At 70.2% G+C, this 15375-nt stretch carries 18 protein-coding genes; 11 read left to right on the forward strand and 7 right to left on the reverse strand.

Going from position 1 to position 15375, the window contains the following annotated elements:
• The first annotated feature begins 97 nt into the window (after nt 1–97).
• Both FKR81_RS06240 and FKR81_RS06245 read left to right on the forward strand, forming a co-directional pair.
• Entirely contained in the window at nt 98–880 is a 783-nt protein-coding gene (locus FKR81_RS06240) for an electron transfer flavoprotein subunit beta/FixA family protein (RefSeq protein ID WP_146349957.1), read from the forward strand.
• 17 nt (nt 881–897) lie between these two features.
• Nucleotides 898–1851: an electron transfer flavoprotein subunit alpha/FixB family protein gene (locus tag FKR81_RS06245; RefSeq protein ID WP_146349958.1), complete on the forward strand. Its 954-nt coding sequence runs from the start codon at nt 898–900 to the stop codon at nt 1849–1851.
• Between the two features lie 63 nt (nt 1852–1914).
• Here FKR81_RS06245 and FKR81_RS06250 read toward each other — a convergent pair whose 3' ends face one another.
• Nucleotides 1915–3753 (reverse strand): ABC transporter ATP-binding protein, encoded by a 1839-nt coding sequence (locus FKR81_RS06250; protein ID WP_235921326.1) that lies wholly within the window; start codon nt 3751–3753, stop codon nt 1915–1917.
• A 258-nt stretch (nt 3754–4011) separates the two neighbouring features.
• On the opposite strand from FKR81_RS06250, the gene FKR81_RS06255 reads away from it, so the two are divergent.
• Genes FKR81_RS06255 through FKR81_RS06265 form a run of 3 tightly spaced genes read left to right on the forward strand, consistent with a single transcriptional unit; the run spans nt 4012 to nt 6966 of the window.
• The gene (locus tag FKR81_RS06255) at nt 4012–4785 is read left to right on the forward strand and encodes a GNAT family N-acetyltransferase (protein ID WP_146349960.1); all 774 of its coding nucleotides are present in this window, start codon (nt 4012–4014) and stop codon (nt 4783–4785) included.
• A complete protein-coding gene (locus FKR81_RS06260) occupies nt 4782–5669 on the forward strand; it encodes a lysophospholipid acyltransferase family protein (protein ID WP_235921329.1) in 888 nt (295 codons plus the stop codon). The genes FKR81_RS06255 and FKR81_RS06260 overlap by 4 nt, the downstream gene beginning before the upstream one ends.
• A complete protein-coding gene (locus FKR81_RS06265) occupies nt 5614–6966 on the forward strand; it encodes an MFS transporter (protein WP_146349961.1) in 1353 nt (450 codons plus the stop codon). The genes FKR81_RS06260 and FKR81_RS06265 overlap by 56 nt, the downstream gene beginning before the upstream one ends.
• A gap of 106 nt (nt 6967–7072) precedes the next feature.
• On the opposite strand, the gene FKR81_RS06270 is transcribed toward FKR81_RS06265, so the two are convergent.
• Nucleotides 7073–7570 carry a hypothetical protein gene (locus tag FKR81_RS06270; protein WP_146349962.1) on the reverse strand — a complete coding sequence of 166 codons (498 nt, stop codon included), beginning with the start codon at nt 7568–7570 and terminating at the stop codon, nt 7073–7075.
• A gap of 86 nt (nt 7571–7656) precedes the next feature.
• Here FKR81_RS06270 and FKR81_RS06275 point away from each other — a divergent pair, with 86 nt between their 5' ends.
• From FKR81_RS06275 to FKR81_RS06285, 3 genes are read left to right on the forward strand one after another with little or no spacing between them, the layout of a single operon-like run.
• Nucleotides 7657–8826, forward strand: coding sequence for a cysteine desulfurase family protein (locus FKR81_RS06275; protein WP_146349963.1), 1170 nt, complete (start codon nt 7657–7659; stop codon nt 8824–8826).
• Nucleotides 8823–9905 (forward strand): tRNA 2-thiouridine(34) synthase MnmA, encoded by a 1083-nt coding sequence (gene mnmA / locus FKR81_RS06280; protein ID WP_146349964.1) that lies wholly within the window; start codon nt 8823–8825, stop codon nt 9903–9905. Before FKR81_RS06275 ends, mnmA begins: the two co-directional genes overlap by 4 nt.
• 33 nt (nt 9906–9938) lie before the next feature.
• Nucleotides 9939–10229 (forward strand): hypothetical protein, encoded by a 291-nt coding sequence (locus tag FKR81_RS06285; RefSeq protein WP_146349965.1) that lies wholly within the window; start codon nt 9939–9941, stop codon nt 10227–10229.
• Here the strand turns inward: FKR81_RS06285 and FKR81_RS06290 are convergent.
• The 3 genes from FKR81_RS06290 to FKR81_RS06300 all read right to left on the reverse strand — a co-directional run bounded on the left by FKR81_RS06290 (nt 10216) and on the right by FKR81_RS06300 (nt 12359).
• Nucleotides 10216–10920, reverse strand: a complete 705-nt coding sequence (locus FKR81_RS06290) for a hypothetical protein (protein ID WP_146349966.1) — start codon at nt 10918–10920, stop codon at nt 10216–10218. The genes FKR81_RS06285 and FKR81_RS06290 overlap by 14 nt on opposite strands.
• Nucleotides 10921–10995: 75 nt before the next feature.
• The gene (locus FKR81_RS06295) at nt 10996–11859 is read right to left on the reverse strand and encodes a serine/threonine dehydratase (protein ID WP_146349967.1); all 864 of its coding nucleotides are present in this window, start codon (nt 11857–11859) and stop codon (nt 10996–10998) included.
• The gene (locus FKR81_RS06300) at nt 11856–12359 is read right to left on the reverse strand and encodes a DUF6584 family protein (protein WP_146349968.1); all 504 of its coding nucleotides are present in this window, start codon (nt 12357–12359) and stop codon (nt 11856–11858) included. Before FKR81_RS06300 ends, FKR81_RS06295 begins: the two co-directional genes overlap by 4 nt.
• Before the next feature lie 36 nt (nt 12360–12395).
• Between FKR81_RS06300 and FKR81_RS06305 the strand changes: the two genes are divergently transcribed.
• Nucleotides 12396–13541 (forward strand): hypothetical protein, encoded by a 1146-nt coding sequence (locus FKR81_RS06305; RefSeq protein WP_146349969.1) that lies wholly within the window; start codon nt 12396–12398, stop codon nt 13539–13541.
• 38 nt (nt 13542–13579) lie between these two features.
• Nucleotides 13580–13981, forward strand: coding sequence for a hypothetical protein (locus FKR81_RS06310; protein WP_146349970.1), 402 nt, complete (start codon nt 13580–13582; stop codon nt 13979–13981).
• Here FKR81_RS06310 and paaI read toward each other — a convergent pair.
• A complete protein-coding gene (gene paaI / locus FKR81_RS06315; protein WP_146349971.1) occupies nt 13908–14300 on the reverse strand; it encodes a hydroxyphenylacetyl-CoA thioesterase PaaI in 393 nt (130 codons plus the stop codon). The two genes, FKR81_RS06310 and paaI, sit on opposite strands and share 74 nt — an antisense overlap.
• 247 nt (nt 14301–14547) lie before the next feature.
• Here paaI and FKR81_RS06320 point away from each other — a divergent pair, with 247 nt between their 5' ends.
• Nucleotides 14548–14907: a hypothetical protein gene (locus tag FKR81_RS06320; protein ID WP_146349972.1), complete on the forward strand. Its 360-nt coding sequence runs from the start codon at nt 14548–14550 to the stop codon at nt 14905–14907.
• Nucleotides 14908–14978: 71 nt separating this feature from the next.
• On the opposite strand, the gene FKR81_RS06325 is transcribed toward FKR81_RS06320, so the two are convergent.
• Nucleotides 14979–15257 carry a glycoside hydrolase family 18 protein gene (locus FKR81_RS06325; RefSeq protein ID WP_186762801.1) on the reverse strand — a complete coding sequence of 93 codons (279 nt, stop codon included), beginning with the start codon at nt 15255–15257 and terminating at the stop codon, nt 14979–14981.
• Nucleotides 15258–15375: the final 118 nt, after the last annotated feature.

A 15375-nucleotide genomic window follows, 5' to 3' on the forward strand; every position in this document is an offset into this window, starting at 1 on the left:
TCCGGGTGATGGCAGGGTCGTGAATACTCGGCGATGCAGGTACCTACAGTCCTCTTGTTCGCATCGCCGCCCGTCCGCAGGAGGTCGAAGAGGACCTATGAACATTGTTGTCCTGGTCAAGCAGGTGCCTGACACCTGGTCCGAGCGCAAGCTCACCGACGCCGACCACACCCTTGACCGCGAGTCCGCGGACGCCGTGCTCGACGAGATCAACGAGCGCGCTGTCGAAGAGGCGCTGCAGCTCCAGGAAGCTCACGGTGGCGAGGTAACCGTCATCGCCATGGGCCCGGACCGCGCCACCGACGCCATTCGCAAGGCGCTGTCGATGGGCGCCGACAAGGCGATCCACGTCAACGACGAGGCGCTGCACGGCTCCGACGTGCTGTCCACCGCGAAGGTGCTCGCCAAGGCGATCGGCACCGTCGAGGGCGTGGACCTGGTCATCGCGGGCAACGAGGCCACCGACGGTCGCGCGGGAGCCATCCCGGCGATCATCGCTGAGCTCCTCGGTCTCCCGCAGGTGACCCAGCTCCGCAAGGTCGAGGTCGCCGACGGCGTCATCAAGGGCGAGCGCGAGACCGACGAGGGCGTTGCCTTCCTCGAGGCCTCGCTCCCCGCGGTCGTCAGCGTCACCGAGAAGATCAACGAGCCGCGCTACCCGTCCTTCAAGGGCATCATGGCGGCCAAGAAGAAGCCGGTCACCACCCTCACCGTCGCCGACCTCGGTGTCGACGCGGGCGAGGTCGGTCTGTCCGGCGCGTGGTCCAGCGTGCTGGAGGCGGCCCCGAAGCCGCCGCGCAGCGCGGGTCAGCGGGTCGAGGACGCGGGTGACGGCGGTCAGAAGATCGCCGAGTACCTCGTCGGCCAGAAGCTCATCTGAAGGCGAGGAGGGAACAAATGTCTGAGGTCCTGGTCCTCGTCGACCACGTCGACGGTGACGTCAAGAAGGTCACCTATGAGCTTCTATCCGCCGCGCGCCGTCTCGGCGAGCCGTCCGCGGTGGTGGTCGGTCAGTCCGGCACCGCGGCCAAGGTGAGGGAATCCCTCGCCCGCTTCGGCGCCGCGAAGGTGTACGCGGTCGAGTCGGACGACGCGGTGAACTACCTCGTCACCCCGAAGGTCGACGCACTGGCCGCGCTGGCCTCCGGCGCTGCCGCGGTGCTCGTCTCCGCGACCGTCGAGGGCAAGGAGGTCGCCGGACGGCTCGCCGTCCGCATCGGCTCCGGTCTGCTCGTCGACGTCGTGGACATCGAGGAGGACGGCACCGGCGTGCAGTCCATCTTCGGTGGCGCGTTCGTCGTCAAGTCGAAGGTCGGCACCGGCACCCCGGTCATCACGGTCCGCCCCGGTGGCGTCGAGGCCGTCGAGGCTCCCGGTGACGCCGTGCTCGACGAGTCCGTGTCCGTCTCCGTGGACGCGGCCAAGTCCGCCCGCGTGACCGGTCGCGAGGCCGTCACCGGTGGCGACCGCCCCGAGCTCACCGAGGCGTCTGTCGTCGTCTCCGGTGGTCGCGGCGTCGGCTCCGCCGAGTCGTTCGCGGTCGTCGAGAAGCTGGCGGACTCGCTGGGTGCCGCGGTCGGTGCCTCGCGCGCCGCCGTCGACTCCGGCTACTACCCGCACCAGTTCCAGGTGGGTCAGACCGGTAAGACGGTCTCGCCGCAGCTGTACATCGCGCTGGGCATCTCCGGTGCGATCCAGCACCGCGCGGGCATGCAGACCTCGAAGACGATCGTCGCGGTCAACAAGGACCCCGAGGCGCCGATCTTCGAGATCGCGGACTTCGGTGTGGTGGGCGACCTGTTCAACGTCGCTCCGCAGCTCACCGAGGAAGTCGGCAAGCGCAAGGGCTGAGCCTGTTTGTCGTCAGGGCCGCATTCGCAACGTCACACGTTGCAGATGCGGCCCTGACGGCGTTCAGACGACGGCGCCGGTCGGCGACGTGGTGTCCGCGTCTTCCAGGAACCCGCCGGACTGGTGGTGCCAGAGCCGGGCGTAGGTGCCCTGGGTCTTGAGCAGCTCGTCGTGCGTGCCCTGCTCGACGATCTCACCGCGGTCGAGCACGACCAGCCGGTCCATCCGCACGACCGTGCTGAGCCGGTGGGCGACGACGATCGCGGTGCGGCCGTCCATCAGGCGCCACAACGCTTCCTGGACCAGGATCTCGCTCTCCGAGTCCAGCGCGCTGGTCGCCTCGTCCAGCAGCAGGATCGGTGCGTCCCGCAGGATGGCGCGGGCCAGCGCGACCCGTTGCCGCTGCCCGCCGGACAGCTTGATGCCGCGTTCGCCGACCAGGGTGTCGAAGCCCTGCGGCAGGCTCTCGGCGAACTCCGTGACGTGTGCTGCCCGTGCGGCGTTCAGCACGTCCGCGTCACTGGCGCCCGGCCGGGCGAACGCGATGTTGTCGCGCAGCGTCCGGTGGAACATGGCCGGCTCCTGCGGGACGTACGCGATCAGCCCGCGCAGGTCGGCCTGGCGCAGCTTCGAGATGTCCTGCCCGCCGACCAGGATCTGCCCGCCATTGATGTCCATCAGGCGCAGCAGCAGCCTGGTGAGCGTGGTCTTGCCACCACCGGACCGCCCGACCAGCCCGATCTTCGTGCCGCTCGGGATGTCCAGGTCGAGCCGGTCGAACAGCTCCTTGCCGCCGCTGTGGGTGAAGCTGACCCGGTCGAACCGGACGTCGGCGCCGGTGGGGCGCAACGGCTCCGGCGCGGGCGCGTCGACCACGGTCGGCGGGTCCAGCAGCAGCTCGGTGAACTGCGCCGCCTCGGTCAGCGAGCTCTCCATCCGCCGGTAGATCTGGTTGAACTCGAACATGATCCGGGTGGCGTTCGAGTAGTACGCGAACGCGACCATGATCGCCTCGACGCCCAGGCCACCGCTGAGACCCACGGCCAGCAGCAGGCCGAGCGAGTTGGTGAGCACGGACAGCGGTGCGACCACGGTGTCGATGCGCAGGTTGGCGTAGTCCCACGACCGCAGCGCGAGCCGCCGCTGCTCGGCGACGCGCGACCGGTGTTCCGCAGCCTCGCGCTCCTCGGCGGCGAACGCGCGGACCGTGTCCATGTTCGACAGCGTGTCGGCGACGTGGCCGGACACCTTGGCGATGGCGGCCTCCCGCTGGTCGACCAGCTCCTGGCGGCGGCGGATCAGCGGTGCGACGACCAGGCCGGTGACCGCGATGAGCCCCACCAGCACGACCACGAGCCACGGCGAGTAGCCCCAGAGGATCACCGACGCGAACCCCAGCGGCACCAGGTTGGCCAGCACCGAGAACGCGAGCGTGTCGACGAACTCCTCGAACCGCGACGCGAAGCTCAGCACCCGTTTGGTGAGCGAGCCCGCGAAGTTGTCGTGGAAGAACGCGGCGTCCTTGGCCAGCAGCTCGTCCATGCCGACCACGGCCAGCCGTTCGATGCCGCGCCCCTCGACGCGGTTCAGGCAGTGGATGCCGATCCGCCACAGGATCTCCGTGGCCAGCAGCAGCCCCGCGAAGCCGAGCACGTACGGCAGCACCGCACCCAGGCCGCTGTCCCCGCCGCCCGCGAGATGTCCGATCAGCGAGGCGACGACCAGCGGCGCCAGGTACTGCAGGCAGGTGTTGCCCAGCGCGGGCATCAGCAGCGCAGGCGCCGCCAGCGCCTTCTGGCGCGCCAGCTCGCGGACGTTGTAGCGCAGCGCCAGCAGCACCGATTTCTTCCGGGTGGACGAATCACGGCTCGCGGTGTCCGCTTCGCCGGGTGATTCGGGCACGGTCGTTCCCCTCTCCATGCGCCGGTTGAACGGCCATGCTCCCGCAGCGGGCCCGTCACCTGCGACTGAATATCGAGGCTTCGTCCACTGTGGACTTCTGCTTTCTGGCTGTTCACGTGCGCTGCGGCTCGTGTTCACCGGGCGGACGCCGACCTCACCTCATCGGGTGAGGGGAGCACCGGCCCTTAACCCGACTGCCACTGAGGTGTCATCGGTTTGACCTGCTGGGCTTTGCCGGGTTCGAGTCATCTTCGAGTCATGACGCAGCCGGAACTGCTAGTCAGCACCCCGCACCAGCAGGGGACCGACGCACCCCGCTATTCCCTCCTCGTCGCCCGTGACAGCGCGGAGGTCGTTGCCGCGCAGAGACTCCGCCACGAGGTGTTCGCCGGTGAGATGGGCGCGACGCTGCACACGAGCGTGCCCGGCCTCGACGTCGACGCCTTCGACGAGCACTGCGACCACCTGGTCGTCCGCGACGACCGCACCGGTGACATCGTCGGCACGTACCGGATGCTGCCGCCCGAGCGGGCGCAGGAGGCCGGGAAGCTCTACTGCGACACCGAGTTCGACCTGACGAACCTCAACGCGCTGCGCCCCGCGCTCGTCGAGACGGGCCGGTCGTGCGTGCACCCGGACCACCGCAACGGCGCTGTCGTCAGCCTCGTCTGGGCCGGTATCGCGCGGTACATGCTGTTGTCCGGCCACGACCACCTCGTCGGCTGCGCGTCCGTGCCGCTGATCGACGGCGGCAGCTTCGCGGCGGGCGTGTGGGACCAGGTCCACGCCAAGCACTACGCGCCCGAGGAGTACCGGGTCCGACCGCTGAAGCCGTGGGACGTCGACACCGTGAAGCGCCCGGAGAAGACGGTGCTGCCGCCCCTGCTGAAGGGCTACCTGCGGCTCGGCGCGTGGGTCTGCGGCCGGCCCGCGCTCGACGTCGACTTCGGCGTCGCCGACCTGTTCATCCTGCTCAGCATGGACCGCATCGACCAGCGGTACCTGAAGTTCTTCCTCGGGGAGACACCGTGAGCCACCCCTGGATGCCGACCTCGCCGTGCGGTGACGGCTGCCTCGGCGGGCAGGTGCCGACGATCGGCCGGGTGCGGATGGCGTTCCGCGCGGTCTTCGCCGCCAGTGCGATCCTGCTCGGGATCCCGCTGCTGCTCGGCATCGCGGTGCTGCGCGGCACGGCACGGGAGTCGTTGGTGCGCGGCTGGTTCCACGTCGTGCTGCGCGGTTTCGGCGCGCGGCTGCGGGTGATCGGGCCGCGCCGGTTCCAGGAGACGCGCGGCCGCGGCGTGCTCGTGGTGAGCAACCACGTGTCCTGGCTGGACGAGCTCGCGATCGACGCCGTGCAGCCGATCCGCCTCGTCGCCAAGCGCGACATCAAGGACTGGCCGGTGCTCGGCCGCATCGTCACCGGTGCGCGCACGGTGTACCTCGACCGCGAGCGACTGAGCCTGCTGCCCGCCGCGGTGGACGAGCTCGCCTCCGCGCTGCGCGACGGTGCCGCTGTCGGCATCCACGCCGAGGGCACGACCTGGTGCGGACTGGCGTCCGGGCGCTACAAGCCCGCGCTGTTCCAGTCCGCGCTGAACGCGGGCGTGCCGGTGCGCCCGATCGTCCTGCGGTACCGGGTCGGCGACCGCGCCACCACGCACCCCGCGTTCGTGGGCAGCGACACGCTCGTCGACTCGATCCGCCGGGTGCTCAGCCTGCGCGGCCTGATCGTCGAGGTGCACGTGCTGGACGAGATCGCACCGGGCCGCGCGGCGAACCGGCGCGAGCTCGCGGCACTGGCCGAGGCGCAGGCGAATCGCTTGACCTCGACCGAGGTAGAGGTTGAACCATGTCCTGGTGACACTCACCGCGGAACCCACGTCCCGGCCCGGATCAGCTCTCTGGGCGCCTGACCGGCGCTGGCCGACCACGGGGCTCGTCCTGCTCGTGACGCTGCTGGCCTTCGAGGCCATGGGCGTGGGCACGGCGATGCCGCGCATGGTCGCGGAACTGCGCGGCGAGGCGCTGTACGCGTGGCCGTTCATCGCGTTCATGGCGTCGTCACTGGTCGGGACCGTGTTCTCCGGCAGGCTGTCCGACCTGCGCGGCCCGAAGCCCGCGCTGCTGCTCGGCGTCGGCCTGTTCCTCGTCGGCCTGCTGGTCGCGGGCACCGCAGACTCGATGACGATGCTGCTGGTCGGCCGCGTGCTCCAGGGGCTCGGCGGGGGCACCCAGGTCGTCGCGGTCTACGTCCTGATCGCGGCCGTCTACCCCGACTCCGACCACCCGGCCGCGTTCGGCGCGCTGGCGGCGGCGTGGGTCGTGCCGTCGCTGGTCGGCCCGACGTTCGCGGGCTGGGCGACCGAGAACTTCACCTGGCGACTGGTGTTCCTGGCGCTGGTGCCGCTCGTGGTGATCGGCCTCGTGCTGCTGGTCCCGGTGCTGCGCAGACTGCCCGTCCACACCGCAACACCGCCCGCGCGCCGCTTCCTGCCGCTGGCCGCGCTGGGTGCGGCGGCGGGGGTCGCCGGGCTCAGCTGGGCCATGCAGCACCACATCTGGTGGCTGGGCCTCGTGGCGGTGGTCGTGCTGGGAGCGGCTCTGCGCGTGCTGCTGCCCAAGGGGACGTTGACCGCCCGCCGCGGCCTGCCGGTGACCGTGCTCGCCCGCGGCCTGCTCGGCGGCACGTTCTTCGCCGTCGAGGCGTTCATCCCGCTGACCCTGACCGTCGTGCACGGCTACTCGCCGTTCGAGGCGGGCATCCCGCTGACGCTCGGCGCGCTCGGCTGGTCCGTCGCGGCCATGTGGCAGGGCCGCCGGACGGACATCCCGCGTCAGACGCTCGTGCGCTGGGGCTTCCTGCTCGTCTCGGCGAGCCTGGCCGCCGTGACGCTCATCGCGCCCTCCTGGGGACCGGCGTGGGCGACCGCGCTGATCTGGGCCGTCACCGGTGCCGGGATGGGGCTCGGCATGTCGAGCATCAGCGTGCTCGTGCTCAGGTCGTCGGTCGACACCGACCGCGGCTTCAACTCGGCGGCCGTGCAGATCAGCGACCAGCTCGGTGCGGCCCTGTTCGCCGGGGTGGGCGGGATGGTCGTCGTGGCCACCGCACCCACCGTCGGCGTCGTCGTGCTCGCGGTGCTGATGGCCGGGGTTGCCCTGCTCGGGGCGATCCTGACCGGGTCCCGGTGCCTAGTCGATCACGAGTGAGCGCGCCATCGCGCGGAACGCGGGTAGCTGGTCGGAGTGCGGTGCGGGCTTGAAGTTGCCGATGATCATGCGATGGTGGCAGCGCGTTGACCCGCATGCCATCCGGCTAGTTCCACTTCGCGTCGGTCAGCACGGCGAGCGCGTCCTCGGCGGACAGCGGGTCGTCCTCGTCGAGCTCCGCGGTCATCATCACCGCGCCGTCGTCGCCCGCCATGACGACCGCTGCCCTCGCGAACGTCTTTCCCTTGAACTCGTGCGTCCCGGTGCTGGTGATAGCGGACATGCCCGCCACCGTCACGCGCTGGAACGGCGCCATCTTGATGCTCTGCTGGTTGACCTTCTCGCTGGTGAGGACCTCGGCCATCGCGTCGAGGCGCTGCTGCGCGGTCTGCGCGGACTCGGGCATGACGGTGACGGTCACGGTGCTCTGGGTGTCCGGCCGTCTCAGCCCCGGCAGCTTGGCATCGACCTGCATGCCCTCCGGCGGCCGGAGCGACACCTTCGTGCCGGGAATGGCGACGTGGTCGGCGGTGGGCTTCGCCGGTTGGCCGCAGGCGCTGACCAGGCCGACGAGCACGGCTGCCGCGAGCAGCACGCGAAACATGGCGTCCCCCCCAGGTGACGTCGTGGAGCGGTCACTCTAACCACGCGTGCACGATCACATCGGCGAACCAGATATCCTGAGGTCAAATGGCTTATCTCGACCACGCTGCAACGACGCCGATGCTGCCTCAGGCGGTGGCGGCGATGACCGAGGCGTTGTCCACCACGGGCAACGCCTCGTCGCTGCACACCTCAGGCAGGCGGGCGCGCCGCGCGGTCGAAGAAGCGCGGGAGGACATCGCCGACGCGCTCGGTGCGCGGCCGTCCGAGGTGATCTTCACCGGGGGTGGGACGGAGAGCGACAACCTCGCCGTCAAGGGCATCTACTGGGCGCGCGACCGCAAGCGCGTGCTCGCCTCGGCCGTCGAGCACCACGCCGTGCTGGACGCCGTCGAGTGGCTGGGCGCGCAGGGCGCCGAGATCACCTGGCTGGAAACCGACCGGTACGGCCGCGTGCACCCGGAGGTGCTCGCCGACGCGATGGACGACGACGTCGCGCTGGTCACGGCGATGTGGGCGAACAACGAGGTCGGCACGATCAACCCGGTGTTCGACCTGGCCGCGGTCGCGCTGGAGCACGGCGTGCCGTTCCACACGGACGCGGTGCAGGCCGTGGGCGCGGTGCCGGTCGACTTCGCGTCGTCCGGTGCGTCGGCGCTGACGATGACCGGGCACAAGGTCGGCGGGCCGTACGGGGTCGGCGTGCTGCTGCTGGCGCGCGACGTGCGCTGCACGCCGCTGCTGCACGGCGGTGGCCAGGAGCGCGACGTGCGGTCCGGCACGCTGGACGTCCCGGCGATCGTCGGGCTCGCGGCCGCCGTCCGGCACGCGGTCGACGAGCAGGAGCAGCGCGCGGCCGAGCTGAAGGCGTTGCGCGACGAGCTGATCGAGTCCGTCCGAGCCGTGGTCCCGGACGTCATCGTCAACGGTGACCCGGTCGACCGGCTGCCCGGCAACGCGCACCTGACGTTCCCCGGCTGCGAGGGCGACAGCCTGCTGATGCTGCTGGACGCCAAGGGCATCGAGTGCTCGACGGGGTCCGCGTGCACGGCCGGTGTCGCGCAGCCGAGCCACGTGCTGCTCGCGATGGGCGTCGAGCCCGCGCTGGCCCGCGGCTCGCTGCGGTTCTCGCTCGGGCACACGTCGACCCAGCAGGACGTCCGCGAGCTGACCGACGCGATCGGGCCGGTGGTGGAGCGGGCGCGCACAGCAGGTCTCGCCGGGATGCGGCGATCACGGAAGGTGGTGTCACCGTGAGGGTCCTCGCGGCGATGAGCGGCGGCGTCGACAGCGCCGTCGCGGCGGCACGCGCCGTCGACGCGGGGCACGACGTCACGGGCGTGCACCTCGCGCTGTCGGCCAAGCCCGGCACGTTGCGCACGGGTGCGCGCGGCTGCTGCACGATCGAGGACGCGCACGACGCGCGCCGCGCGGCCGACCTCATGGGCATCCCGTTCTACGTGTGGGACTTCGCGGAGCGGTTCACCGAGGACGTCGTCGAGGACTTCGTCGCCGAGTACGCCGCGGGCCGCACGCCGAACCCGTGCCTGCGCTGCAACGAGCGCATCAAGTTCGAGGCGTTGCTGGACAAGGCGATCGCGCTCGGCTTCGACGCGGTCTGCACCGGCCACTACGCCCGGCTGGCCACTGTGGACGGCGTGCTGGAGCTGCGCCGCAGCGCGGACGACGGCAAGGACCAGTCGTACGTGCTCGCCTCGCTCACGCACGAGCAGCTGTCGCACGCCATGTTCCCGTTGGGGGACACCACGAAGGACGACGTGCGCGTCGAGGCCGCCCAGCGCGGCCTGTCCGTCGCGAAGAAGCCGGACAGCCACGACATCTGCTTCATCCCGGACGGCGACACCCAGAAGTTCCTCGCGAACAAGCTGGACGCCAAGCCGGGCCTGCTCGTCGACGACGAGACCGGTGCCGTGCTGGGCAGGCACGCGGGCGTGCACGAGTTCACCGTCGGCCAGCGCAAGGGGCTCGGCATCGACGCACCCGCGCCGGACGGCCGTCCCCGCTACGTGCTGTCGCTGGAGCCCGTCTCCGGCACCGTGCGGGTCGGCGCGGCGGAGAAGCTGGCGGTCACCGAGATCGTCGCGACGTCGCCAGTCTGCCGGGTGAATTTGGACGGTCCGGTCGAGTGCGTCGCACAGGTGCGGGCGCACGGCGGCTGCGCGCCTGCCGTTGCCGAGCTGGTGGACGGTGAGCTGCGCGTTCATCTCCGTGAGCCGCTCCGCGGTGTCGCTCCCGGCCAGGCGGTGGCGGTCTACCGCCCCGATTCGGCGGGCGATCTCGTGCTCGCCAGCGCGACCATCAGCGAGACCGGCTGAAACGAATGTGATCCATCAGACGATGATGCATGTGTGCCGCATCACAACCCCGAAGGTCACGCTGACGTCGTCGCACGTCGCGTCAGGACGCTGACCATCAAGCTGGGCCACCCGTCCGCTCAGTGCCTGACGGCTGAGCAGTACGAGCGGATGACGCTCGAGGTCCGCACGCTCTACTGGCTGACGCGAGGTGTCGCGGACGAGTCGCACGAGCAGGTGCTGTCGTTGATCAGGCGCATCGAGCTGCTGGACCCGGCGAGGGACCCGGACATCCACATCCCCCGCCAGATCACTCCGGTGTGGACCGTCGTCAAGACGCGCTGACCACCGCGGCCGCGACGATCGCCAGCACGTAGAGCGCGGACGCCGTCCCCACGATCCGGGTGCGACGGTGCTCGCTCCACGGCGTGAACGTCAGCAGCCACGCCAGCAACGGCAACAGCAGCACGCCGTGCATCGCCACGCCGTGCGCGAGCTTCCAGGTGCCCGCGGTCGCGTAGGCGACCTGGTGCCCCTCGGTGAGCGTGAGGACCACCCCGCGCGCGATCATCAGCGCGCCGAACAGCATGGCGGACAGGAACGTCACCGCCCCGACCCGCACGGCGAGCAGCATGCTCGGGGCGAGGTGCCGCGCCTTCCACGCCGCCACCACGAGCCAGATCACCGTGAAGATGATCAGGCCACCACCCGCGGCGAGACTGCGGGCCACGAGCGCGTCGAACGCCGTCTCGTCGTTGAAGTGCGAAGGCACCTTCCGCCACGCCTGCAGGGTGATGAGACCGACCTCCATCACCGACGCGAACGTGAAGATCCCCAGCACGACCGGCCCGACGCGCAGCAGCTTCGTCACCCATGCCACCGACGCCAGGGTGAGTCCGAACGACACCCCGAACGTGACCGCCTTGCGCCAGGACACCGGGCCCTCCCACGGCCCGCCGTCCACGAAGAACACGACGAGGTGGAACAGTCCGCTCAGCAGGAGCACCACGCTGATCCCGTACGCGACTTTCCTCATGCGAGCAGTGTTGGCCGAAAGCCGCGCCGGAACATCAGCGCCGGAACGGCTCCGGCGTACGCAACCTGACGTACGTCATTCAGGCAGCCAGGAGCTGTTGGCGCCGCAGAGCAGCACGCAGGGGAGCTCACCCGGCACCTCACCCTTGAGGAAGGCCGCGAACGCGACGGCCGAGGCGGGCTCGACGGCGAACCGGAACTCCTCCCACAACCGGTCCCGAGCGGCCAGCAGTTCGGCGTCGGAGACGAGCACGGACCGCACGTCGTGCCGCTGCAGGATCTCCAGCGGCACCTCACCGGCCCGCGTGGCACCGAGGGCGGAAGCGGCGACGGAGTCCACCGGCGAGTCGACCGGCGTGCCGGCCTCCAGAGCGTTGTGCATGGCACAGCAGCCATCAGGTTCCACCGCGACCACGAGCCGTCCGCCGGCCGACAGGCACGTCCCGGCGACCAGCCCGCCACCACCGACGGCGACGACGATCGAGTCGACGTCCGGCGCGTCCTCGACGATCTCCGCCGCCACCGTGCTCTGCCCGGCGATCACGTCCGGGTCGTTGTACGCCTCCAGGTACGTCACACCGAACGTGCGCGCCTCGGCCGCGGCCTGCGCGTAGGTGGCGCCGTAGCGGATCAGCTTCGCGCCCGCCTCCTCGATCCGCCGCGTCTTGCTCTCCGGTGCCGTGATCGGCACGAACACCGTCGCGTGCACCCCGAGCAGCTGGGCCGCCATGGCCACTCCGAGCCCGTGGTTGCCGCCGGACGCCGTGACGACCTCGGACGGCCGGTCCAGCGACAGGAGCTTGTTCACCGCGCCGCGCACCTTGAACGAGCCGGTCAGCTGGAGGTGTTCCAGCTTGAACACGAGCGGGCGGCCGTCGGCCTCGGCTCTCATGACGGGCGTGCGGCGGACGTACGGGGCGATGCGGGCGGCGGGTGTCATGTCACCAGCTTCCACAAGAACGTCGCCACCGTCACCAGGCCCAGCAGGAAGCACACCACGACGACGGTCCCGCCGAGCACGACCAGCAGGCAGGCGAGCCACGACGTCTCCTCGCGCGGTGTCGCGTCCAGCTCGCGCTGGAGCTGGACGCGCGCCTCGCGGTGCAGTTCGGTGAGCTTCGCGCGGGCGGTGTCGGTGGGGGCGTCGTCGAGGTTGCCGGACCAGCCCAGCGCCTCCAGTCGCATCGTGGGCGTGCGGTAGGCGCGTTCGAACGCGACGATCTCCACCGGATCGGGTGACTCCCCGAGGTAGTCCCACCGGCCGGCTTGCGGGAGGTCGCCGAGCACCCGGTAGACCTCGGCGAGCCGGGAACGGAGGTCCAGTCGGTGCGGGTAGGTGCCGACCAGTCCGGCGAGTCGCTGGCGGGCGCGCAGGACGTTCGCCAGGTCACCTCGCCGCAGTTCTTCGGCGGCCTTGTGGAGCGTCAGCTCAACCGGCATGGGGGACAGTGTCGCAAACGGCGCTACCGTCGGCTTGTGCTCGTCCTATCGGTGCTGGTGTTCGGCCTGGCGTGGTGGCTCGGCCTGTACGTGCTCGCGCGTGACCCCGGTAAGCGTTTGCTCTGGTGGACCGGCGGTGGTCTGGTCGCGTACGCCGTCGCCGTCGTGCTGCCCGTGCCCGCGCTCGTCGTCATCCCCGCACTCGCCTGGACCGGTGTGACGCTGACGTTCACCGGCCACGTCCGGTGGTGGACGTACGCGGTCGTGCCCGTGTACGTAGCGGCGCTGTTCGTGCCGTGGATCGTGCTGGTGCCGTTGGTGGGCGCGTTCGGGATCGCGCTGTACCGGCGGCTGTTCCTGGCGCTGATCACGATCCTCGTCCCGCTCGGGGCAGGCGCTTTCCTGCTGCGGCTGCTGCCGCCCGAGTGGGTGCTCCCGACCATCGGCGTCGACCTGGTGATCCTCGGCGTGCTGGTCGCGCTGACCGACGCGGTCGAGGAGGGCGAGGCGATCAAGGCGGACATGGTGCGCTCGTTCGTCGTCTCCGCGCTCACGGCTGCGCTCTTCGGCGGCCAGGTCGCGTTGTTCCTCCAGCCCGGCATGGAACCGCTGCTCTACGGCACGGTCGCCGCGGCGATCGGTGTCCAGGTGCTGTCGAGCCCGCTGGCATCCGCGGTCGACCGGCTCACCGTCCCGAAGGTCGCGGCCGAACGGGCCGAGCTGCGGCAGGCCGCCGACGCGCTGCCCAAGCTCGACCCGCGCCTGGAGGGTGCGGACTTCGCGAAGCTGACCCGGCGGGCGCTGGCGCACTACGGCGACCTCGGCAAGCTCGTGGCGAGCCCGCTCACGGCGTTGCCCGCGATCGACCAGTCGTTGCCACCGCTGGAACGCGCCGCGGAACTGAAGAAGCTGTTGCTGGAGAGCATTGTCCGGCTCAAACCGCGCGACGGTGAGTTCGGCACGAGCGACGAATGGCGTTACTACAACGCCCTTTACTTCTACTACGTCGCCGGAATCCGCCCGTACTCGGTGCGCACCAAGCGCGAGGGCCTCGACGCGGCGTCGAAGCAGGCGCTCACGTGGTTCGTCACCCAGGTGCCCGAACGGACGCTGCACAACTGGCAGAACGCCGCCGCGCGCCTGGTCGCGACCGATCTGATGGCAGGAGTTGGCAGCGTTTGACGTGGCTCTGGCAGTGATCGGGAGTGCACGGTCGGGCCATGTTGAAATTCGCACTCAAGTTGGACGGTGTCGCTTCCATCGGAATCGGCCTGCTGATGTTGGTCCTGCGTCCCGCGCTGGGATTCCCGACGGCATTCCTGATCGGGGTGGGCGCGGTCGCGGTGGCTTACGGTTGTTTCGCGTTCTGGCTCGGGACGCGGGAACTGCCGGACCGCAAGCTCGTGCAGCTGGTGCTCGCGTTCAACGCGTTGTGGGTGGCCGACAGCGTGCTCGTCGCGGAGGTCGGCTGGTTCCCGCTCAGCACGCTCGGGGTCGTGCTGACGCTCGCTCAGGCGGTGGGTGTCGTCGGGTTCCTGGTGCTCCAGGTCATGGGTGCGCGCGCAACGTACGGCTCCGCCCTCGGAACTCCGCGACGATCTCAGCACCCCGTCGCACCGTGATGTCGTAGATGCCGCTGCGGCCGAACAGGGTCCGCTCGACGGCCTCGGCCTCCAGCGCGTCACCGGCGTGCACGGGCAGGATGAAGTCGATCTCGGCGGTGGCCGCCACGGTCACCGCCCCCGGCTTGTTGCACGCGCAGGCGAACGCCGTGTCTGCGAGCAGGAAGACGTACCCGCCGTGCGCGATGCCGTGCCCGTTGATCATGAGATCGGCGACGGTCATGGTGAGCCGGGCGTAGCCGTCGCGCAGCTCGACCGGCGTGATGCCGAGCGCGTTCGACGCCACGTCAGCGGCCAGCATCTCGGCAGGACCATCCATTCCGGTAACTGTAATCACCCTGAAGGTGGTGTCACACAGCGTGGCGCAAGACTTACTGTCCGAGGTGATTGCTTGGTCAACCCACGTGGAGGTCGTCGTCATGGGTGGTTGCTCTTGCTGCAGTTCCTGCACCGGTCCTGGCTGCGGCTGCTGCGGGTCCTGCTAGGCAGAACGGATTCGGCCCGGTCTCCCGTGCAACGGGGGCCGGGCCTCTTCACGTCCTCCGGGCATGAGAACGCTCTGGGGGATGGTTCTGCTCCTGCTGCTGGCCGGCTGCGGGCCGCGGACGACCACGGCCGCGGACGCGCCCGATCCGAGCGGCGGGATCGTCGGCAAGATCGAGACGCACCAGATCGAGGTGCTGACGCACTGCGGGCTGGAGTTCCTGAAGTTCGGCGACCGCACCTGGCGCGCGGAGACGCCGCTGCCGGAACCGAAGCCGCGTCCCGATCCGAACGGCGTCAAGTACGACGGTTACACCAGCGGCGTGGTCACCGTCGTCGACGACAAGACGCTGCGCTTCGCCGTCGACGACACGCGCTTCGAGGCACCGTCCGAGCCGGTCGTCTTCCACCCGACGGACGTCGAACCACCGCTCTGCCACTGACGAGCGAAGGCCGACGCGGGACGGAAGATCCGCGTCGGCCTGCGCCCGGCAGGGGTTGCCGGAGGAGAAGCTCAGCCGGTGAAGCTCTTGAAGATGTTGGTGAACTCCCAGTTCGCCTGCGAGATGCCGCTGCACGACGGCGACACCTGACCGGTGGGGCAACCGCCGTTGTCCCGTCCGACCGACCAGAAGCCGATCCGGTTGACGTGGTTGGCCTGCGCGTAGGCGAGCACCTTCCGCGCGTCGGACTGCGTGGTGGTCATCCCGGTGTCGTTCTTGCCGATCATCGGGGTGAGCCCGAGCCGCGCCTTCAGCTGCGCGTCGCTCAGCGTCGGCCAGATCTGCCGCATCTGCAATCCAGGTCCGGCTGACGTGCGCAAACACGTCGAATAGCGTGCTTGACCAGGAAGGCAACCGTGACCGGACATGACCCTCGAACCACCCCAAATTACCGGCTGATCTGTACCC

Origin of the sequence: Lentzea tibetensis, assembly GCF_007845675.1 — a bacterium.
GTDB lineage: Bacteria > Actinomycetota > Actinomycetes > Mycobacteriales > Pseudonocardiaceae > Lentzea > Lentzea tibetensis.